At 48.0% G+C, this 20,803-nt stretch carries 20 protein-coding genes, 7 tRNA genes and 1 pseudogene; 18 read left to right on the forward strand and 10 right to left on the reverse strand.

The genetic code is table 11. The features are described from left to right. The first annotated feature begins 37 nt into the window (after positions 1-37). The 3 genes from MHB80_RS06670 (at position 38) to MHB80_RS06680 (ending at position 3,588) form a co-directional block, all read left to right on the forward strand. Positions 38-2,233, forward strand: a complete 2,196-nt coding sequence (locus MHB80_RS06670) for a Tex family protein (RefSeq protein ID WP_341282882.1) — start codon at positions 38-40, stop codon at positions 2,231-2,233. A 101-nt stretch (positions 2,234-2,334) separates the two neighbouring features. Continuing rightward, the gene (locus tag MHB80_RS06675) at positions 2,335-2,790 is read left to right on the forward strand and encodes an Rrf2 family transcriptional regulator (protein ID WP_341281439.1); all 456 of its coding nucleotides are present in this window, start codon (positions 2,335-2,337) and stop codon (positions 2,788-2,790) included. Positions 2,791-2,946: 156 nt separating this feature from the next. Beyond that, on the forward strand, positions 2,947-3,588 hold the full coding sequence (locus MHB80_RS06680; RefSeq protein ID WP_341281440.1) for a nitroreductase family protein: 642 nt from the start codon (positions 2,947-2,949) through the stop codon (positions 3,586-3,588). Positions 3,589-3,668: 80 nt separating this feature from the next. Here the strand turns inward: MHB80_RS06680 and cmpA are convergent, their stop codons facing one another. The 4 genes from cmpA to MHB80_RS06700 form a co-directional block, all read right to left on the reverse strand. Then, complete coding sequence (cmpA, locus tag MHB80_RS06685) at positions 3,669-3,821, reverse strand: cortex morphogenetic protein CmpA (RefSeq protein WP_099516750.1); 153 nt, start codon at positions 3,819-3,821, stop codon at positions 3,669-3,671. Between the two features lie 78 nt (positions 3,822-3,899). Continuing rightward, entirely contained in the window at positions 3,900-4,250 is a 351-nt protein-coding gene (locus MHB80_RS06690; protein ID WP_056034079.1) for a hypothetical protein, read from the reverse strand. Positions 4,251-4,561: 311 nt separating this feature from the next. After that, positions 4,562-5,767, reverse strand: a complete 1,206-nt coding sequence (locus tag MHB80_RS06695; RefSeq protein WP_341281441.1) for an MFS transporter — start codon at positions 5,765-5,767, stop codon at positions 4,562-4,564. A gap of 43 nt (positions 5,768-5,810) precedes the next feature. Beyond that, a complete protein-coding gene (locus MHB80_RS06700; RefSeq protein ID WP_341281442.1) occupies positions 5,811-6,389 on the reverse strand; it encodes an NAD(P)H oxidoreductase in 579 nt (192 codons plus the stop codon). A 227-nt stretch (positions 6,390-6,616) separates the two neighbouring features. Between MHB80_RS06700 and MHB80_RS06705 the strand changes: the two genes are divergently transcribed. From MHB80_RS06705 to MHB80_RS06740, 8 genes are all read left to right on the forward strand, one after another. Next, positions 6,617-6,994, forward strand: coding sequence for a helix-turn-helix domain-containing protein (locus MHB80_RS06705; RefSeq protein WP_341281443.1), 378 nt, complete (start codon positions 6,617-6,619; stop codon positions 6,992-6,994). A 116-nt stretch (positions 6,995-7,110) separates the two neighbouring features. Beyond that, the gene (locus MHB80_RS06710) at positions 7,111-7,581 is read left to right on the forward strand and encodes a SprT family protein (protein WP_341282883.1); all 471 of its coding nucleotides are present in this window, start codon (positions 7,111-7,113) and stop codon (positions 7,579-7,581) included. Positions 7,582-7,635: 54 nt separating this feature from the next. Continuing rightward, positions 7,636-7,711: transfer RNA gene (locus MHB80_RS06715), tRNA-Asn, on the forward strand. 5 nt (positions 7,712-7,716) lie between these two features. Then, a tRNA-Ser gene (locus MHB80_RS06720) sits at positions 7,717-7,805 on the forward strand. A gap of 86 nt (positions 7,806-7,891) precedes the next feature. Continuing rightward, a tRNA-Glu gene (locus MHB80_RS06725) sits at positions 7,892-7,966 on the forward strand. An 18-nt stretch (positions 7,967-7,984) separates the two neighbouring features. Next, positions 7,985-8,060, forward strand: a tRNA-Lys gene (locus MHB80_RS06730). A gap of 27 nt (positions 8,061-8,087) precedes the next feature. Continuing rightward, positions 8,088-8,172, forward strand: a tRNA-Leu gene (locus MHB80_RS06735). Between the two features lie 912 nt (positions 8,173-9,084). Further along, positions 9,085-10,803 (forward strand): DUF4127 family protein, encoded by a 1,719-nt coding sequence (locus tag MHB80_RS06740; protein ID WP_341281444.1) that lies wholly within the window; start codon positions 9,085-9,087, stop codon positions 10,801-10,803. 144 nt (positions 10,804-10,947) lie between these two features. On the opposite strand, the gene MHB80_RS06745 is transcribed toward MHB80_RS06740, so the two are convergent. Further along, entirely contained in the window at positions 10,948-11,364 is a 417-nt protein-coding gene (locus MHB80_RS06745; protein WP_341281445.1) for a hypothetical protein, read from the reverse strand. 198 nt (positions 11,365-11,562) lie between these two features. Beyond that, on the reverse strand, positions 11,563-12,261 hold the full coding sequence (locus MHB80_RS06750) for an S-layer homology domain-containing protein (RefSeq protein ID WP_341281446.1): 699 nt from the start codon (positions 12,259-12,261) through the stop codon (positions 11,563-11,565). Between the two features lie 178 nt (positions 12,262-12,439). Here MHB80_RS06750 and MHB80_RS06755 point away from each other — a divergent pair, with 178 nt between their 5' ends. The 7 genes from MHB80_RS06755 to MHB80_RS06785 all read left to right on the forward strand — a co-directional run bounded on the left by MHB80_RS06755 (position 12,440) and on the right by MHB80_RS06785 (position 16,910). Beyond that, positions 12,440-13,252, forward strand: a complete 813-nt coding sequence (locus MHB80_RS06755; protein WP_341281447.1) for a response regulator — start codon at positions 12,440-12,442, stop codon at positions 13,250-13,252. Beyond that, the gene (locus MHB80_RS06760; RefSeq protein WP_341281448.1) at positions 13,222-14,274 is read left to right on the forward strand and encodes a beta-galactosidase; all 1,053 of its coding nucleotides are present in this window, start codon (positions 13,222-13,224) and stop codon (positions 14,272-14,274) included. Before MHB80_RS06755 ends, MHB80_RS06760 begins: the two co-directional genes overlap by 31 nt. Before the next feature lie 662 nt (positions 14,275-14,936). After that, a complete protein-coding gene (locus MHB80_RS06765; protein WP_341281449.1) occupies positions 14,937-15,170 on the forward strand; it encodes a hypothetical protein in 234 nt (77 codons plus the stop codon). A 257-nt stretch (positions 15,171-15,427) separates the two neighbouring features. Next, positions 15,428-15,501: transfer RNA gene (locus MHB80_RS06770), tRNA-Glu, on the forward strand. 10 nt (positions 15,502-15,511) lie between these two features. Beyond that, a tRNA-Leu gene (locus tag MHB80_RS06775) sits at positions 15,512-15,596 on the forward strand. A gap of 48 nt (positions 15,597-15,644) precedes the next feature. Beyond that, a complete protein-coding gene (locus tag MHB80_RS06780) occupies positions 15,645-16,238 on the forward strand; it encodes a ribonuclease H-like YkuK family protein (RefSeq protein ID WP_341281450.1) in 594 nt (197 codons plus the stop codon). A 249-nt stretch (positions 16,239-16,487) separates the two neighbouring features. After that, positions 16,488-16,910 (forward strand): pyridoxamine 5'-phosphate oxidase family protein, encoded by a 423-nt coding sequence (locus tag MHB80_RS06785; RefSeq protein WP_046228838.1) that lies wholly within the window; start codon positions 16,488-16,490, stop codon positions 16,908-16,910. Positions 16,911-17,057: 147 nt separating this feature from the next. On the opposite strand, the gene MHB80_RS06790 is transcribed toward MHB80_RS06785, so the two are convergent. From MHB80_RS06790 to MHB80_RS06805, 4 genes and pseudogenes are all read right to left on the reverse strand, one after another. Continuing rightward, entirely contained in the window at positions 17,058-17,612 is a 555-nt protein-coding gene (locus MHB80_RS06790; RefSeq protein ID WP_341281451.1) for an SEC-C metal-binding domain-containing protein, read from the reverse strand. Positions 17,613-17,749: 137 nt separating this feature from the next. Then, the gene (locus tag MHB80_RS06795) at positions 17,750-19,036 is read right to left on the reverse strand and encodes a right-handed parallel beta-helix repeat-containing protein (protein ID WP_341282884.1); all 1,287 of its coding nucleotides are present in this window, start codon (positions 19,034-19,036) and stop codon (positions 17,750-17,752) included. Between the two features lie 6 nt (positions 19,037-19,042). Beyond that, a pseudogene (locus MHB80_RS06800) lies at positions 19,043-19,651 on the reverse strand (LamG-like jellyroll fold domain-containing protein); the annotation flags it as partial. A 117-nt stretch (positions 19,652-19,768) separates the two neighbouring features. Beyond that, complete coding sequence (locus MHB80_RS06805; RefSeq protein WP_341281452.1) at positions 19,769-20,671, reverse strand: AraC family transcriptional regulator; 903 nt, start codon at positions 20,669-20,671, stop codon at positions 19,769-19,771. Positions 20,672-20,803: the final 132 nt, after the last annotated feature.

Genomic DNA, 20,803 nt, shown 5'->3' on the forward strand with positions numbered 1-20,803 from the left:
TATAACGAGTGAAGCGCTCGATGGACCAACTGGCAAGGTGGAACGGACAGGAGAGCAAATAGCTGCGGAAAATGAACGGATTATTAAAGGCGTAGCCGCCCAGCTAGCTATCTCGGTTACGAAAGTTAAAGCGGCTGTCGCCTTGCTGGATGAAGGCAATACGATACCTTTTATTTCCAGATATCGCAAGGAAATGACGGGCGAGCTGGATGAGACAGAGCTTAGAGCCATTGAGGAAAAACTGCAATATTTGCGGAATTTGGAAGAGCGCAAGCGCGAGGTTATTCGTCTTATCGACGAGCAGGGCAAGCTGACCGAGGAATTGAGCTTTGCGATCAACGCCGCCGTTAAGCTTCAGGAAATTGAAGATTTATACCGGCCGTACCGCCAGAAGCGCAAGACGCGGGCGAGCGTGGCGAAAGAGCGGGGCTTAGAGCCGCTTGCGCAGTGGCTCTGGTCGCAGCCGCGCCAAGGCGAGCCTCTCGCCGAGGCTGCCAAATATATAGATGAGGCCAAGGGTGTTCCCGGCGCTCAGGAAGCGCTGCAAGGGGCCATGGATATTTTGGCTGAAAATATAGCAGATGATGCTTCGATTCGCTCTTGGGTGCGAAAGCATACGTTTGATCATTCGCTTATTCGTACCGAAGCACGAGATGCGAAAGCGGAGTCCGTATACGAAATGTATTACAGCTACAATGAGCCTCTGCGAAAGCTGCCTCCGCATCGCGTGCTGGCGATTAATCGCGGCGAGCGCGAGGATGTGCTGAAGGTGGCGTTCGAGTTGTCCACTGAGCGGATTCATGAGCATGTTGGCCGTAAAATTTTACGGAATCATACGGCCGAATCAGTAAGAAGGGTGCTTGTTTCCGTCATTGAGGATTCGTATAAGCGCTTGTTAGCACCGTCTATTGAGCGCGAGGTACGCGGTGAGCTGACGGATAAAGCGGAGGAGCATGCGATTTCGATTTTTTCGGAAAATCTGCGCAATCTGCTGCTGCAGCCGCCCGTTCGCGGCAATGTCGTGCTTGGCGTCGATCCCGCGTTCCGGACAGGCTGCAAGCTGGCGGTCATCGACGATACAGGCAAGCTGCTGGAAGTAGCCGTATCCTATCCAACTGCACCTCATCATAAAGTAGTGGAAGCAGAGCGACTAATTAATGGCCTGATTGATAAATATAAAGTAGAGCTGATTGTCATTGGCAATGGGACGGCTTCACGGGAAACGGAGCAGTTTATTGCGAACCTGATTAAAGCCCGCCAAGCCGCGCCTGGTCTTGAGCTGAAATATATTATTGTCAGCGAGGCAGGGGCGAGCGTATATTCGGCTTCCAAGCTTGCAGCCGAGGAATTCCCGTCTCTTGACGTTGCTGAGCGCAGCGCCGTGTCCATTGCACGCAGGCTGCAGGACCCGCTGGCTGAGCTCGTCAAGATTGAGCCAAAGGCAATCGGCGTCGGCCAATACCAGCATGACGTCAGCCAGAAGCGCCTGGATGAAAGCTTGGGTGCTGTCGTAGAGTCGGCGGTAAACCATGTAGGCGTAGACGTTAATACGGCTTCAGCGTCGTTGCTTTCCTATGTTGCGGGCATTAATGCTACGACGGCCCGCAACATCGTCAAATACCGCGAGGAGAATGGCCGTTTCGTGAAGCGCGCGCAGCTGCAAAAGGTACCGCGGCTAGGCGCGAAAGCTTACGAGCAGTGTATCGGCTTCCTGCGCATTCCTGAAGCGGCGAATCCGCTGGATGCTACGCCAATTCACACCGAGTCGTATGCGGTCGTGGACAAGCTTTTTGCCCATTTAGGCGTTAAGCTGAACCAGATCGGCACAGAAGAGCTTAAACAGAAGCTGACGGAGCTGGATGTGGCTGCTGTCGCTTCCGAGCTAGGCGTCGGCGTTCCAACGCTGCGCGATATTGTTGGCAGCCTCCTGCGCCCAGGACGCGATCCGCGGGAGGAGCTACCCGCTCCTATTTTTCATACCGAGGTGCTGAATCTGGAGGATTTGACCGCGGGCATGGAGCTGCAGGGCACGGTCCGCAACGTCATCGATTTCGGGGCATTTATCGACATTGGGCTTAAAAATGACGGGCTCGTCCATATTTCCCAATTGAGCGATAAGTTTGTGAAGCACCCGATGGACGTTGTATCTGTAGGGGACACCGTTACCGTCTGGGTACTGACTGTAGATGTGAAAAAAGGGCGCGTTGGCCTTACGATGCGCAAGCCAGGTTAATAAAAGCTTAAAGACGGACTTGCCGAATGCCGGCAAGTCCGTCATACTTATTAGGGATTATCATGATTTTCCCTTTAAAGTAACAGAGAGGATGAGTATCTATGCAAGCCGAGAAATGCAGCACTTTTCCCCATCATAAATGGTTTGGCATAGCGCTTCAGGCGCTCGTCGTACTTGCTCATAAGGATCAGCCCTGCACAAGCGCTGAAATAGCAAAACGGCTTCAGGTTGAACCGACGTTGCTGCGTCGCGTAATGGCGGAGCTTGCCCGTGAGGGGCTGTTGGAAACGAAGGAAGGCAAGGACGGGGGCTACAAGCTAAGCCGCTCGGCAGGCGCAATTACGCTGGCAGATGTGTATTTGGCGCTTCAACTAGGGGAGCCATTATGCAAAGGCTTGGAGCAGACGACAGGAGAGCATGAATTTGGACAGGAAATGCGCCAAGCCTTTGGCGAAATTTCTGAGGGAGTAAAAAATAGCGCGCTCGCTATGCTGGGTCAAGGGACAATTGAACAGCTGACGAGACGGGTATGCGATCTTAAAAAAGGGAATAGATAACCAACTATAAAATAGTTAGAAATATACGATTGACAAGTGAGTGGATGGAGTACTATACTATTGCTTGTGAAGCAGACGTTTTTTTGAAATCAACTGTGTTATATTTTGCACAGTAAGAATTGCATTTATATAAACGATACTTTGGAGGGAATTATCATGACTGTACAAACACAACAAAGCCAAGCTTTTTATCAAGTATTAAGCGATCGCCGCTCGGTGCGCCATTATGACAATACCGCAAAAATGACAGAAGCGGAAATTATAGAAATTTTGGAAATTGCCGCAAAAGCACCATCATCGTCGAACATGCAGCCTTGGCGTTTTCTGGTTGTAACAGACGAGGCTATTAAGCAGCAATTGCTGCCAATCTCGAACAACCAGCAGCAGGTTGTGGACGCAGCAGCTGTTATCGTCGTTTTAGGCGACCAGGAAATGTATAAGAATGCTGAGACCATTTACGGATCAATGGCAGAAGCTGGACTTATGACTAAAGAGATGAGCGAATCATTCGCTGCAAACTCACAGAAGCTTTACACTTCCATTCCGAAAGAGCGTCTGCATGAAGTGACTGTATTTGATGCAGGCCTCGTATCGATGCAAATTATGCAAGTGGCCAAAGCAAAAGGATACGATACCGTACCTATGGGCGGCTACGATCGCGATAAAGTAAGAGCGCTGCTGAACATTCCAGAGCGTTATGCCTTGAACATTTTGCTGCCAATCGGCAAAGCTTCCCAAACCGGCCATCCGAGCACGCGTCTGCCGATCAACGATATTACGTTTTTTAACAAAATGTAATTTATAGCAGCAAACGAAGAAGCCTCTGGCATCCACTTCAATGAGTGGGAGCCGGAGGCTTCATTGCTGTACTACGACGCTCAATGGCGAATCGTAAGTTCGTTGTTGTTATCCGTATCCTTGGTGCTTTGCTTGCTGCGATAAAAATACCAGCATTCATTAAGCAGCTTAATTTGCCTGCGATCTTTCTTATGAAACGCACGCATCATTTGATTGCACAGCCACTGCGGCATTGCGGATCGCCCTCCTCCCGGTCATCCCTGATGTATTACTACCATATGGGGAAGGGCGAATGTCCGTGCAGGTCCTATTTAGCCGATTTCATCTTCGTACCACTGCTCAAGCTGAGCTTGCAGCGCACGAATTTCCGTAAGCAGGGCAATAAGCGGGTAGGCAGACTCTTTAACAGCCGCAAATTCGCGTTCCAGCTCGTTAATGTAGTCTAAGCCCGAAGCAATGCGAATCGAGCTGTCGTGCAGCTCTACGCGGTCACATTCAGCAATCGCATATGGAAGCGCAGGCACCTGCTCAGCAGTAAGCTTGTCCAGCTCCTTGTGCAGGCGCAGGTTAAGGGCGCTTAATTGATAGGCATGCGTATCAGGCATTTCTACAAAGAAGACCTGATCATTGTTTTTCATTAGTACAAAACGCATCGTTGGCATAAGATGATTGGATTCTCCCCTCAAAACATTCGCTGCATCATGCAGCCGTTTATTGCTGCCGTGCCATAAAAGTGCATCACTACTTGACAGTGTAGCGTATGGGCAGCAAAAATGCCAGAAAAACGAAGTGGATTTCGCCACACTTTTTCCGGCCTCTTTACGGTTGTTATTTTATTTGGGAACTATATAAGTTGAATGATAAAAAGCGAAGAGGCAGGGAGCAGTGGAGGAGAAGGTTGGAAATGGAGAGAGCAGCTTCCGTCGGAAAGCTGCTTCGTAAGCATGTACTATCGTTGTTTTATTTCAACCTGTTATTCCGCAGCTGAAGCTGATGATACTTCTGCTCCCTGGCTTGCTTGGCGCGACTGATAACTTATTCTGCCAAACATCGCAGCAGTAGCAACAGCTGCTACTGCAATAGAGGCAGCTGCGATCCAAGTGATCGCTTGCAGCGACATATAGTCGATGACGAGGCCGCCGATTCCAGCCCCCACCGCTATAGCTAGCTGCAGCACGGATGTGTTGAGGCCAAGCATGACACCCGATGCCTCTGGAGACAATGTAAGAAGATAATATTGCTGGGTTGGAGCGGACGACCAGGAGAAGAACGACCAGAGCACCAGCAGTGTAAAAACAAGGAATGTTGACGTACCAACGGCTGCCGACAACAAGATCAGCAACACCATATTTAATATCGTCCCTCCGGTTAACGTTCTGGCTACACCCCAGCGATCGGTGCCGAACCCGCCTGCCTTTGAGCCGATTAGACTGGCGATTCCGTATGCGAAAAGGGCTGCGCTTACCCATCGCTCGCTCATCCCGACAACTTCAAGCAGATAAGGCGACAAGTACGTGAATGCGATGCCATAACCCATGATCAAGAAAAAATTAATTCCAAGGGCTAGCGCGATTCGAGGTCTCTTCACCAAAGCCAGTTGTTTAGTTAAGGAGACCGGCGCATCGCCTTTCAACCGCGGAATCGAGCTTGCCAAGACGGGCAGACCGACAATAGCAAGAAGGCCAATGCCGCCGAAAATCAGCTTCCAATCATAAGAGGCGGCAATCACTCGGCCAATTGGTACGCCAAAAATAAGTGAAGCGCTAATACCCATGAGCACGATCGCAATTGCACTCCCCTGCTTGTTCGGAGGGGCTAATTTAGCGGCTAAGGTAAGTGATGTCACGACAAATACGCCAGTTCCGAGCGCCATAATTACCCTTGCCAGCAGCATTAATCCGTATCCCGGTAAAATCACGATGAGTGCATTACTCACGATAATTAAACCAAGCGAGTAAAGCAACAAGTCCCTACGGTCAAGCCGGGCCGTGACCCCCATCAGGATGGGGGTTCCTATGGCGTAGGCTAGCGCGAAGACGGTCATTAACTGTCCAGCCTGGGGTAGTGTCACACCGATATCTGCGGCAACTTTATCTAAAATGCCCGCAATCATGTATTCGGATGTCCCGACCAGAAAGCAGACTACGGCAAGTATAAAAATTCTCCAGTTTTGTCCCATAATTAATCATTCCCCTAACGTATTTTATGAAACTACTTAAAGCTTAATAATCCTTGGCATAATTCAAACCTAAGTAATAAGCCTGGTTAAGCAGCATCTCATAATGCTTGGAATTGGAATCCAAAGTCTCGAATAAAAATTCAACCTTGGAATTGGAAATACCGCAATAATCTGCAATGCCCACATTCAGCAGATGAGTAATCATTTCTTCATAGTTGCGTTTTTTCATCTGTTCTTTGGAAACGCCAGCCAAACCAATCCATAAGACATGCTGATGATGAAGCTTGTTCGAGCCGTAAGCAAATCCATTGTTCCATACACGGTCAATATAACCTTTGAGCATGGCTGGTAAATGCCACCACCAAATTGGAAAAATCAATGCCAAGGCATCATACTCCTTCATTCGCCTTATTTCCGCTTCTACCTCAGGGGAAAAGGACTGTCCTGCAGCTGACAAATCAGGCTCATCTACTCCTTTTAAAACAGGATCAAAGCCAAGCTCGTGTAAATCCAGCATTTCATAATCGTGACCAGCCTCAGCAAGACCTTGTAAGAAACGCTCGGCAACCTTAAAGGTCAGGGAATCTTTTCTCGGGTGTGAAACAATGCTTAATACTTTCATACTTGTATCTTCACTACCTTCCTCATCAGATAACTTGTAGCCATGATCAATGGCTGGTGCTATTATAAACAGTACAAAAATAATCTGGAAGTACGTACTTTCAAGTTCTATAGGATGCTACAGGTACCATGGGAACATGAAGGTACCCTAGATTGATGCCCTAAAATTGACTTGAATAACGGTCAAAAGTTCTTGGCAAAAAAAGCCTTTTAACGGGGGAATAAGTGATGACTGAAAACAGGGAAAATAGCGTTCAAAAGAAGTATAACGTTGGAGTGGAGGCGGCATTAGAAGTAATGGGGGGGAAATGGAAGCCTTTGGTCATCTATCATTTGATGACAGGACGGAAACGGACGTCAGAGCTTCGAAGGTCAATACCCGGCATTACGCAAAAAATGCTGACCACTCAACTAAGAGGCTTGGAAAAGGACGAGATTGTTGCTCGAAAGGTTTTTAAAGAGATTCCACCTAGAGTGGAGTATGAGCTAACCTCCTATGGCTGGGGATTAAAGCCTGCGCTAGACCTTTTATGCTATTGGGGAGAGGATCACCTGGAAAAGATTCATGGAGACAAATACAAGGTTTTGGAAGAACCCATAGAGTAAAAGAAGATGGGCTAGCATGAAGCTGATCGGAGGCCAATCTCATGTCTGAAAGCGGATAGTCTGAGAGTGTAAGAGAACAAATGAACAAGGGAGAATCATGATTTATGGTGCAGACGATGAAAGACGAGGAGCTCCAGCAATGGGTGGAGCGGGTGTCCTTGGAAAGCTTTGGACGGCCATTCAAGCATCTAGCAACATTTAACGGCCGATTGAAGGCGACAGGCGGGCGATATTTTATGAAGTCGCATAATATTGAAATTAGTCCTTATCAGCTTTCAACGTTCGGATTGGAGGAAACAGAAAAAATAATTAAGCACGAGCTGTGCCATTATCATCTGCATATATTGAAACGAGGCTATCGGCACCGCGATGAGGATTTTAAGCGGCTGCTTGCTCAGGTGGGTGGATCGAGGTTCTGCCAATCGCTGCCGGAGCGCCGTGTTGAGCCGTTTCGGTACAAGCTGGTATGCAAGGAATGCGGAATGGAATACATGCGAAAAAGGCGGATAAATCCCGCTAAATATGCGTGTGGAAAATGTCGCGGAAAATTATTTTTAAAAACGCTTGACTTAAATTCAGATACATGATAAATTATTACTTGTCGCCGCGGTTCACAGGCAACACTGAGAAAAACAAAGTATTCCCTGATAGCTCAGTTGGTAGAGCACTCGACTGTTAATCGAGTTGTCACAGGTTCGAGTCCTGTTCGGGGAGCCACATATGGGGAGGTACCCAAGAGGCCGAAGGGGGCGCTTTGCTAAAGCGTTAGGGTGTAACAGCCGCAAGGGTTCGAATCCCTTCCTCTCCGCCATATTTTTCTCAAAGTGATTGTAACGGAAGGCCGTTCAACATGCCGGTCTTTTTTTTACGCCTAATATCACTGTGTGCGACAATTAAGGCCCGTTGGTCAAGTGGTTAAGACACCTCCCTTTCACGGAGGTAACAGGGGTTCGAGTCCCCTACGGGTCACCATTTATTTTTTCTAAATGAGAGTCATTAGCTCAGCTGGTAGAGCACCTGACTTTTAATCAGGGTGTCGTAGGTTCGAATCCTACATGACTCACCATTTTTCTTGTAAGACTTCCCTAAATGTGCGGTAGTGGTGGAACGGCAGACACGCTATCTTGAGGGGGTAGTGTCCAATGGACGTGCAGGTTCAAATCCTGTCTACCGCACCATAACTTAAAACTTCCAGAAGCCTTGATGTTCAAGGCTTCTTTTTTATTTTGATTAACTTATTTTTCCGAAATGCCAAGGGGGATAAGTGTTATTGGTTTGTTTCAACATATCCACAGCTTACCGCTGTATAAAGGAGCAGATGTTAAGTTGCTCTTTTATAATCTGCTTATTCTTTGGGACTCCAAAGGTTTTAAAATGAACTTGAATTTCAAGCGAATTAAGGGAACTTCAACGATTGGAGCAGGCCGCAGGTCGCAATAAAATGGTTGTAGGCGGTAACTTTAAACGAAAATAGCTTCTTTAATTTTTTGAATTTTTTCTAGGGTGTTTATGCAAACCGGAGTCGGCCTGCTGCTCCTTGCTTAGCACTTATTCGAGGGAAATTCCTTTACGATTTAAGGCTGGAGACCCGCAGCCTACGATTGTTGCTGAGACCAAGCAGCTTGGGACGCTCACTCCTTTTTGGAAGGACTGAGGTTCCGCTATTATCGCTTTTGATCCGATTTCAGGCGGTAAGCGGACAGGAAATTCGTTATCCCCCTCATCATTCCTTTAAAATGGCTATTTGCAGCACATTAGCGGCTCCTGGGTCCTCAGCTTGTGCCATAACCCGTAGTTCTGTTGAAATAGCGGCTGCTGTGTCCGCCAAGTCTATCTTTGTGCAGGGATGCCCCTGAAACGGAGAGCATAGAGCAGATTTTCGGCACGTGTGTTCACATTCATAAGGTGTGATATTCTCGGTAATAGAAAGATTATGTTTGACGTGTAGTTTTTCTGAGGCGATTGATAGCTGTGCTATACAATTAAATTATTTTTTTGGTTGTTATTCTACCGAGATGGTTACCTACATAAGTGAAGGTACAAGACATTGAAATGAGATGTGCCTACCCTTATTTGTTGGAGTGATTGAAATGAAAAAGGTATTATACATTCCGCTCGACGACCGTCCAGCGAATTTGGACGATATTATTTTGCAAGGCAAAGCTGCTGGCATTCAAGTGGTTGTGCCGCCTGTAGGAGATATTCGCAACCGGCTCGATTCGCAAATGACGACAGACGGAACACTGGTGATCGGTACATCTGACCCGACATTTGGCAAGCCGGAGCATATTCGCCGTTTTATTTTACACCATGCCTCCAAGGTGGACGGTTTTATTATCTCTCTGGATATGCTCGTGTATGGCGGACTTATTGGGAGCAGGCGCATGCGCGCTACTGCTGACGGAACGTATCCAGCCTACGATGCCCAGTCGACTGAGCTGCTGGATGTCATTCGCGAGGTAAAGCAGGCTTATCCGTATAAGCCAATCTATGTGCTCGACACGATCATGAGGCTGGCATCTACCGTCTTCGTAGAAGGGTTGGCGATGCCGGCTTACACGGAGACGCGTACGCTCATGCAGAAGCCGCGCAAGCCGGAGACGGAACTGCTGGCTATTTTGAATGGCTACGATATTCAGCCGGATGGTACGAACTTCCCTGATACCGTTTATGTGGATAAGGAGCAGTATTATAATGCGAAGCGCCATAAATTGACGACGACGTATTACATGCTGGATCAGCTCGCACGGCAGGGCTATATTGATTTTGTCGCCATTGGCGTTGACGATGCCTATATTGACGGGATTCAGGCGAATGAGATCGCTTTTGTGGAAAACCGGATTAATGAGTGGCTAGGCGGCACGGATGGACAAAATCAGGAGCGGGCTATTATTTTGCCAGATGCCGATGGTTTAGGACATTCCTTGCTGGCGCGAATGGCGAAGAAGCTCTATTGCGTGAACGGCAAGCCGCGCTTTGCGATTCGATATTTTGGCCCGGATGGCCGGGCGATTGTTAATCCTTATGAGTATATGGATGTTCATCAAAACCTGCTGCGCCATATCGATATTGTGGGCGGGGAAGTGGCGGACGGTGGCGAGAGTGATATGGAAATTATCGCGATTACGGCGGTTGACCAAGCGGGAAATGCGGTGAGTCGTGAAGCTGAAAACGCGGCGAATATGCAGCCGACAATTGTCATTGATTTTACCGGCGGCGGGGCGGCGAATGAGGCCGTTACGACTAAGCTGCTGGATTGTAAGTACACAGGCAGCCTGCTTGGCTATAGCGGCTGGAATACGGCCGGCAACAAAATCGGCATGGCACTTGGCATGGCACAGTCGCGTTATGCCTGCTTGACGATGGAGACGCATGCGTCTGTACTCGATACGGCTATGGATGCACACGGCTCGCTGCTGTTCAAGCGTTTTCTGAAAGACTATTATTATAAGGTTGTTACAATCGCTGAAATACGCACAGAGTCTCGCGGACGCTCTCCATATACGAATGTGACCGCGGATCAAAACATGCGGCTGTTTAATTCCGCTAGCGATTACGAGCTGTTGACCACGCTTTTGCAGGGCCGGATGCAGACGAATACGGTTACGCTTGCTCAGCAAAAGGCTTTCGGTATTGGCTCGGCAGCTCCGGCCTGTGCGATCCGTCAAATTTGTGATGGAAGATGGTCGCTTGCACCGTATACTCGTGTTGTTTTAAAGCTGGATAATCCAAAATTCATTTGGGACCGCGCTTTTGAAGTTACGGTGGAGCCAGTTGTGTCCTTGCGAAGAATGCAGGCTTATAACTAATTTACATGTAAAAGAAGCCTTGATGGTATCTGCTCCTTGTCATAAGGGGCGGAAACATCAAGGCTTTTAATTTGTTTGGTGCATGAAAAAGAATTAACTAGCTGATTAATCATCGAAATAGAAATGTTTCGTTACTCCGTCAGCTCACGAATTGTATTGCTCGACCTGCTGATTATATTTAGTTATTAGCTCGTTGTAATTTTTTTGCTCCAGCTTGGTCAACTCACCATTTTGTACGCGGATCTCGTATTGGCTAAGCTGCTGTTGTGACCAATTAATGGACTTTTCAAGCTCAAGCATTCGCTCTTGTATCATGGATTCCTTTGAGAAGCGATCGATGATTGCCTGACTGATGCAAAACCATATAATCATGGCACCAATGCCGATAAAAAGCCCTTTTTTGCCGCCAATCCGATAAGCGACTTGCCGTTTGAATGTGGGTTTAAAGCCAACCGCTGCATAACGTCCATTATAATAATCTTTATAAAATTGCTTTTTTTCCGCTTTGCTCATTTGTTGGACGGCTTCGTCCGTTGGCATTTTATAAGTGGGCTCCTTCATCCCTTATTCCTCCTATAGCTGTCTAAACCCTATATGTATATCGGAAAAATATTCCACTCTTATAATAGTCCGCTACTATTTGAAAAAGAAAATGCAAAAGCAGCCCGCTTCTCCTGAAAGAATGGGCTGCTTAAATGATTCGTTTTGCTAGTTAATATTCATGATATTACAGGGGTTTGGAGGAGGGCAAGTTTGAACCTACTCGGCGGACCCTGTTTCCGGCTCTACAGGGGCAGGAGTCGGAGCTGGGTGCGCAGCGATATACTCCAGCACATTATAGGTTAGAACTGCGGCATCGGCGCGGGAAATCTCCTCTTTCGGATGAAGCTTGCCGTCCGCATCCAGCTCCGCAATTTTTAGCACAAGCGCACGTTGAACGGCCCCTTGATACTGTACGTCCAGATCGGCTTCATCGGCGAATTCGAGCGGCTTAATATTGATGAGCGGCAGGTTGTTTGTAACCTCGGCAGCTTTCATCAAATATTGGATAAACTCCTCTTTGGTCCATGACTTAGCGGGGTCAAGATCGGCTGGCAGCTCAAGTCCATTATGCGCCGCGATGATGAGGGCGTCTGCATACCAGGCGTCATTGTTGGCTTTGGCAAAGTAGTCCGTCGCTAGTGGTGCTTTGAAAAATCTGATGTTATCGATGTTCAAATTCAGTGCATTCACAATCAATTGAATGCCTTGGGCGGCTGTAATGGCAGCATCTGGTTTAAACTCGTCAGCACTTACGCCTTTAACAACTCCCCTCTCCTGTAGTGAAGCAATTTTATCTTTAACAGAAGACTGATTAACATCATTGAAAGGAGTAGAAGCCGCGAAGCTTTGGCTGGCAAAAGACATCGCTAACAGAGCAGTAACGGATAACATGACAAATTTATGTTTGATTCTCATTGTACTTCACCTCAATGTGAAATTTTGCTTGCTGCTTACATCGTATCAGACGAGACAAATAAAAAAAGGTTGCAAAAAAACATTTTTGCGGTTTGAATATATCCCGTTAGTATGTTTGAATGGAAGCAAAGTATGAGGAGGGCTCCGCACGTGCGCGAGCTGGCGAAGAAGGGTGAGCATGATGGATATATTACTCGTGGATGATGAGCCGTTGGCTTTGGAAAATGTATATGAATTGGTGCCATGGGAGCAGCATGGCTTTCGTGTTGTGGCGAAGACGACAAGCAGCTTGAAAGCGCTTGAACTATTTTTGAAGCACCGTCCGAAAATTGTGATTACCGATATTTCGATGCCCCATATGGATGGACTGTCATTAGGACGGAAAATACAGGAGGCTGAGCCGGGGACTCGGCTGCTTTTTCTGACAGCGTATCGTGATTTTGATTATGTGCGGCAGGCGCTGGAGATGAAAGCAGCCAATTATGTGCTGAAGCATGAAATAAGCCAGAACCGTCTGCTCGGCGAGCTGCTGCGCATTAAAGAGGAGCTGCGCTCAGAGCGCACGCGGCTAAGTCGATCGAAGCGCAGTGTCATTTCGGATGTTGTGCTGGGCAAAGAGCAGCTGAACGATATCGATGCAATCGAGGAGCTGCATCCTTTTCTGGAGGAGCTGAGCGGTTCCCTTGTCATGCTGTATATGAAAACTCCCCCTGTTTACACGCTAGGAGGAGAGACGCTGCCTGAACGGCCGCCGCTTGATGATGATCAGCTAAAAGCTATAGAAAATCTGTATGCGGATCAGCATATGGAGCTGCAGTGGCTGTCTGCTTTTGCGGCCGATGAGGAAGGGCTAGTATTTATCCTTAAGCTTCCTGTCCATCAAAGCTATTTTTATGGCTGGAATGAGGTGCAGATCGTTTTGGCTCCAGAAGGCACTACAACTACACGGCGCCGATCTATTTGCGTCTTTGCGCCGGCATCGTCACGATGATGGCGGAGCGTTACAAAGGGCATGCTGCGGTCATTGGCTGGCAAATTGACAACGAGCTGAACTGCCATTCAGATGTGAGCTTTGCTGAGAGCGATCATACGGCTTTCCGCCAGTGGTGCAGGGAGAAATACAACGATAGCTTGGATGAGCTCAACGCTGCATGGAGAACGGCATTCTGGGCCCAGACCTACAATGCATGGGAGCAAATTTATTTGCCAAGGCCAACGGTGACGTACCATAGCCCAAGCCAGCTGCTCGATTTTTATTTATTTACATCGGACTCGACGATTCGATTTGCAGAGCTGCAATATGAGATTTTGACCCGTCTGCTGCCTGAGGAGCAATTCATTACCCATAATGGATTATTCGGAAATATTGATAATTATGAGCTAATGGCTCGCACCGTTGATTTTATGTCTTATGATTCGTATCCGGCATTCCAACTGATGCGTACTGATCTGCAATATCCGCATAAGGATCGGCTTAGCGGCAAGCAGCTCAGCCGGGTGCGGGGGTTGTCTTCCAAGTTTACGGTACTGGAGCAGCAGGCGGGGCCGGGCGGGCAGATTGGGAATGTGCTGAACAACGACCGCGGTGATTATTTGCAGGCGACGCCCAAACCGGGGCAAATGCGGCTGTGGACGTGGCAGTCGATTGCCCATGGGGCAGACGGCGTGCTTTATTTCCGCTGGCGGACATGCCCTTACGGGGCGGAATCGCTCTGGCATGGGCTGAATTTGTATGGCGATCAGCCGCATTGGCGGCTGGAGGAAGCGAAGCGGGTGGCGAAGAAAACGCGGATGCTGGAGGACGTTATTATCGGTACCGATGTGATGGAAAAAGCAGCCATTATGTATGACTATGCGAACGATAGCAATGTGAAAATAGAGCGTTATATTGGCTATGATTATTGGAATAGCGAAGAGCAGGTTTATTTGGCGCTGAAGGAGCTGATTTCAGGTCAACCGCTTGTTGGTGAGGTAGTGATTGGGCCTTATGACGTGTGGATTTTGCGAGCATAGCCGATCAGGAGCAGATTTGTTGTTGACAAGACAGGATTATTTGCTATAAGATGGGAAACAATTAATAAGCTTCAAATGAACAATATTTATTATGCTGTGAATGTATATCATTTTAATCAACCAAGGAAAGGAAGTGCACGGCGCATGTTAACCATTTTATTATCAAACCATGATAACAAGCTTGAACAACCGTGGTGCTCTGAGCAGAGCAGCCATCTTTTTGTGCAGGCCAGTAATGCGTACAGCCCGTGCAGCAGCCTTTCTCCTATATGCTTTCGACGCCAAGCCGACGGTAATCAGGTATCCGCCTGAGAATCATGAATGGGCTGGTTGTTGATGGGGAGATGAAGGACTACTGCCGCTGAGCAGTAGTCTTTTTTTATTTGCTAAAGGAATACTTCAGCTAGTGAAAATTAATATTTAGCGAAAAATGAATCATTTTTCTATTTGATATCCATGAATATAAGGTAATTAAATCAATAAAATTAACTATTTTCATTTTTTAAAATAAAAAGGATTGACTTATTAAAATTCGATATGCTAGTATGAGAAGCATCAAGTCGAACATGAATTAAAGCGTTAAAGCATTGAAGCGAAATGCGTGATCGGTAAGCCGATGCCGTTGCGAGACCAATAACGAAGACGAAAGGAAGGTGCAGGAAATGAAAAACACAGCAGAACAGCTTATGAATTGGCCAGCGGAGCTTGATTTACATCAGTATGAGCAAGTGCATAGCGAAATAACGAAGCAGCAGGCGGATGAACATCAGCATCCGGCGTTAGAAGAGTTGAATGAAAACTTACATGTTGCCTGCATCGAACCGAATATTCGTCGTTTTTGCGTATCGCAGCTGGACTGCTCCATCCTGAATAAAGGGGGAGCAGCGGCAGCCTGATCTTGAAGCGCGGGGTAGAATATATTCCGATGAATCATTATCTGTATACGTGAAGACTACTTGCACCCTAGGTGAGTGGTCCGTTTGTGCATTCTCAAAACTTGGCTGATATCGGCTGAAGACGGGGTGGCATGGCGGAACCGTGAGGGGGAAAGTAGTTTTTTTATTGCAAAAATTAGAACGCATGTTCGTTGATTAAGTAAGTAAGTAAGTAAGTAAGTAAGTAAGTAAGTAAGTATAAGCAGTCCTTATATTAAGGCGCATTCGGCAAGCGGCTAAGCCACACGACTTTCACTCGTGGATGCGGCGGGTTCGAATCCCCCATGCGTCACGATCACCTTGTGCTTCTGGCGGAAATGGCAGACGCGGCGGACTTAAAATCCGCTGTCATTAAGACAACTAAGGGTTCAAGTCCCTTGAAGCACACTACTCCAACTAAAGAAGGGAAGAAGCCTAATTGCTTTACAGGTGACGATGATGAAAATAAGAAAACATCTTCAATTGATTCACGACATGGAGTTTCACAATGTATCGGAAAGACGCCTCAATCTGGAGCAGGTTCATGATCGCATTGTCCGTTTTATGTCGCTTGATCCACATGCAAATTACAATTTCATGATCGGTACCGACTGCCAGGTGCATGCGGGACATACGACGATGATTACCGGCGTCGTTATCCAGCGTGAGGGCAAAGGAGCATGGGCCTGCTATCGGCAGGTCGTCATCCCGCGGGAACTGAAATCCATCAAGGAGAAGCTGTCGCTGGAGACGTCATACAGCGAGGAGGTCGCGCTGTTTTTCGGTGGCGAACGTAAGAAGCAAATGGAGGATATCGTGCTCCCTTTTGTATACAAAGGCGCGTCCTTCGAAGCGTATATTGACGTCGATGCCGGAACCGATCCGGCTGTCAGCAAGACGGCTGCTTATGTGGCGGAAATGGTATTGCGTGTGGAAGCTATGGGGATGAAAGCTCGTCTGAAACCGGAAGCAATTGTCGCTTCTTCTTATGCGAATCGGCATTCCAAGAAGCCTTACCGCTTCACGGCAAATGATGTCGTAGAACAATAAATAATAATAGATCAACAAGCAATGATGATGAAAAACAAGCAGGCGTATTCGTGCGTCTGCTTAACCATTGTTATACGTTTGCTATACAGCTGGTCCTGCTTTTCTAACGGTGCCTGGCTGTCTATTACATATATAGAAACAATCATCAAAACCATGCTCCGATTAAAAAAACGGCAAAAGGGGTAATCTATGGCAGGCGCGATGCTGGGAAGACTGGCAAAAAGATGAACCTTTAAAGGAGAGATACCGATGCCGAATACAACAAAACAATTGGAGCAGGAAATTATTGATGTGCTGCAAGCAAACCATGTATGCTCGTTTGCTACCGTAAATGGCGATAAGCCGATGGTGCGTTATATGGCGCTCTTCCATGATGGGCTTAACTTATATTTAGCGACAAATCGCGATACGAGCAAGGTTGATGAGCTGAGGGCTAACCCGAATGTTCATATTCTCGTTGGTTACGATGGCAAGCCGTCTTCCGATATTGTCCAAATTCAGGCACGTGCGGAATTGTGCGCGGACGACAAGCTGCGTGAGAAGCTGTGGAATGAAAATTTCAAGCAGTGGTTTGAAGGACCTCATGATCCGGAATACATTATTATAGAAGCGGTACCGGAGTATATTGAATACTCCAGCGACGGTGGAGAAACCAAGGTGTGGCTGCAATAACCACCCAGTAGCACTAGCGGTTAACTAGAGTTTTCCATAAAAAAAACCGAAAAGAGCCCGCTGCTTTCACGTTCATGTGAAGGCGCCGGGCTCTTTTGCTGCTATTGGCAACCATGTAACTGTAAACGATTGAAGCCCGGCTCTAGCTTAAGCCTTCACAAGCTCCTCTTGCTGGAGCTGCTCCGCATTCTCAGCATCGTCAGTGGCTGCTGCCTCAGGCTGCTCCGCTTGAAGCTCTGCATATTGCTCCATAAAGAAGCTGGTCAGCTCGGTGCATTTTTTCGATAGAGTAGATACGGATACGCTGTACTTCTCGGCAAGCTCGGCTTTCGAGCTTGGAATGCTCTGAATTTCGCAGATCAAATATTCCAAAGCCGCGCAGTAGACGCCGGATTTACGGAAAGAAGGTTTATTTGCATCCGTATATTCCTTCCACATAAACAGGGCAAGGCTAATTTGGGCAGGCGTATAGCCCTCCTTCATTTGCTTGGCCAGTTCACGGGCCAGCTCACCATAGGATGGAGCTTCCCATACAAGCTCTTGATCCAGCAGGCGTTCGATATCCGCGTAAGACTGCAGTCCGCCTGAAGCTTGGGCCGCTGCCAAACGGCGCTCTTCCTCACGGTCCAGCTCGATACAGCATTTTTTATATTTACGGCCGCTGCCGCAGTGGCATACATCATTTCTTCCTAGCTTTAACATGTTAAGTCTCCTTAGGCAAAAAAGTTAATCGCACATAAGGAGCTGCTAAGCAGATTTCCTTTATGCACCCTTACCATGGTAGCGGTTTTGACGCATTCAGGCAAGGGGCGGCCGCAAATTCCTATTCTTATTTGAGCCTAGCGTGCGCCAACATTCGTGCCAGATGGCGTGCCGGAGCCGATTAAATCGCTGCCGGTCGCCAGCTTAAGGAAATTGCCAAGATTCGGCGAGCCGTCTGCATTGCGGGTAACGGAAGGAGTCAAGCTCACGAAGTCAGCCGAGCTTGCAAGCAAGCCTTTGCCGTTTACGCTGGCATTGCTTTTCCACCAAACATTGGTATTTGAAACATCGGTGCCGCTTGTTTTGTCACTGGAGCCGCCGCTGAGGCTCAGGTTATTGGTGAATATATGTGTGCCTAAATCAAAAGCGAAGTTGCTTTGTCCATTGCTCCACGAGGTATTGTTTTTCATGGAAATGGAGCCTGGGTTGCTGTTATAAGTGAAGCCATGCTTTTTATTTTGGAAAGCGATGCTGTTCTCGACAATGTGATTTACGGCAATTTTTTCGCCGCCCAGCTTGAAGCCATTGCCATCGCTATCGGTTGTCGTTGTACCGTCGGACGTTTGGCCATTTTGATAGGCGATGCTGTTGCGAATCGTTACCATTCCAATAGCTCCCGTATCGGTTTTTGAATACAGGTCCCAGCCGTCATCCACGTTATACGCCGCAATACAGCCGTCGAAAACATTGCCCGGGCCAACCGTCAGCTTCGCCGCAAAGCCGTCTGCATCCTCCCCATTATCCGGATCATAGTTGTCGTGGGAATAAGAATTAATAATTTCATTGTAAGCTGGCCACTCGCTGTAGCCGGCAGTGGATACATAACGTCCAAGCTGCAGGCCAGTGTCGCGGTTATGATGCGTTTCAACATTTTCAATCCGGTTGTAATTTCCGCCGATGAAGATGCCGTTATCTCCAGCACCCTTCACTTCAAGACCTTTCACAAACCAGTAGTGGCCGTTAATTTGCAGACCGCGGTTCGTGGAGGCAAAAGCTTGTGCGGAGAAATCCAGCACAGGCTTCTCGCTGCCATAGGCGACAAGTCCTTTGCGCGCGCTCACCGAGCTTCCGCTGTTCGTCCGTTCAATCGTTACCGTTTCAGAAAAAGCATAGGTGCCGCCGCGCAAATAGATCGTTTTGCCCGGTTGAATTTGCGTCAGTGCTGCTGCAAGTGTAAGCGGGCTGCTGATAGTGCCGCTGTTGCTGGCAGAACCATTGGCTGCTACGAACAGATCGCCTGCGGCTGGTGTTGGTGTAGCGGTGGGTGCTGGTGTAGCTGTAGGAGCCGGAGTTGCTGTCGCTGTCGGTGCTGGAGTTGCTGTTGCCGAAGGCGTTGGCGTTGGAGTCGATGCCGAATCCGACACGCTCACATTGTCATATTTAGCGGCTGCCTTAAGGCTTACGAGACCAACTGCGCCTGAAGTGAGGCTGGAGTCCGTAGCCGTCAGCACCTGCGTGCCGTTCAAATGCATAGAAATTGCAGAGCCAGACATCGTGAGCTTTACCGTGTACCAAGTACCGGCAGCAACAGGGTAGTCAACGGTTGCCAGAGTAGTAGTGGAACCGCTTACTTTTTTGCGTATTTCAAGCTTGCCGCTGCCACTGTTATAAAGCGACGCTGCATAAAAATTATTGCCATCCTGGTAGCGTCCGGCTACATAAGCCCGGTTCGTTCCATTGAAATTATCAATTTTCACCTTGGCTTCAACGCTGTAATTCGTCCAAGCCTGATTGCCTGCGGAGGTGCGGCCTTCTGAGGAGCTGGTCTGAGCATATACATTTGAGCCGCTATCCTGTACGATTGACCAGATGCCGCTTGTGGCGGTCCAGCCCAAGGCGCCGCTACTTTCAAAATCGGCGCTGTAGAGCGTAGCCGCCTGAACTTTTCCGAGCATAGATGTAAAAGGAAGGGCTAGACAAAAGCAGAGCAGGAAGGCGAGCGGTTTAATCCCCTTTTTCTTAAAAAACATGGTGGACATTACGTGTATTTCCTCCTTTGTAATTGCTTTAATTGTATTTTATTCCAGTTAACCTCCTTGGACACATCGTAAGGAATGAAAGCGATTCCAGCAATAATCATTACCTCACATGTTCATTTACCCGCGAAAAATGGGGCTTTTTCGGTAGGCCGTTGCTGTCAGGCCATATTGTTTTTTGAAAATCGTACAGAAATACTCCAGCGTAGCAAACCCGGTCTGTTCGGCAATAGCTGCGATAGGCAGCGTTGTAGATTTGAGCAGGCGTGCTGCGACACTCATGCGGACCTGATTTTTTTTATTCGTGAACGACATGCCGTACAGCTGTCGAATCGAGCGCTCCGTTTGACGGACGCTTAAGCCGAGCTTCCCAGCGAGCTCCTGAATCGTTAGATCGATGGGGCTTGATAGAAATTGCTGCTCTATAATGGCGATACGGCTGTCATCGAGCGTTTTGGTCGGGGCGCTTACGCGCGAGGGCTCACCCTGCTTATAGTTGCGGATCAGCCTAATGAGTATTTGCTCCATAATGCTGTGAATAGCTGCGTAGTAGCCAACCGCCTGCTGCTCAGCCTCTTCGAACAATTGCTGGAACAGGGGCAGCATTTGCTGCGTGTCCTCGCCGAACCAGAACGATTTTTCCAAAAAAGCTTCCGCAATACCGGTCAAATCCTCCTCGCGGCCGCTTGCGGGAGCGGTGTTTTTGCCCGGAGCTGGCGGCTGCTCCTCAAAGCAGATGCAAAATTCAGCCATCGGGTCAAGCAGATCGGTAATTTGCTCATGGGCGATATCCGGGCCGGTCATAAACAGACAGCCAGGCTTAATCTCGTATTGCTGTCCTTCGGCAATCAATGTGCCTTTGCCCGTAGGAATATAATGAAGCTCATAGCTGCGGTTGCTATGGCGATGCTCAATGATCGATTCGTAGAAATAGCCGCAATTGACGTATTGGACGCTAAGCATTTTATGGCCTAACGCCAGCTTGATATTTAAGTGATTGAAATGCACCGTTGGATAAAACATCTTTTTCCCTGTCCCCTTATGGTTATATAACGATAGGATACCATAAATAATGCCAAGCTAACGCTTTGACAAGAAACGTTCATCCGAAATGTTGAGTATCTGGGCTTTGGTTTCAGGAGCAGGGCAATGGGT

It is taken from the genome of Paenibacillus sp. FSL H8-0537 (assembly GCF_038051995.1).
Lineage (GTDB): Bacteria > Bacillota > Bacilli > Paenibacillales > Paenibacillaceae > Pristimantibacillus.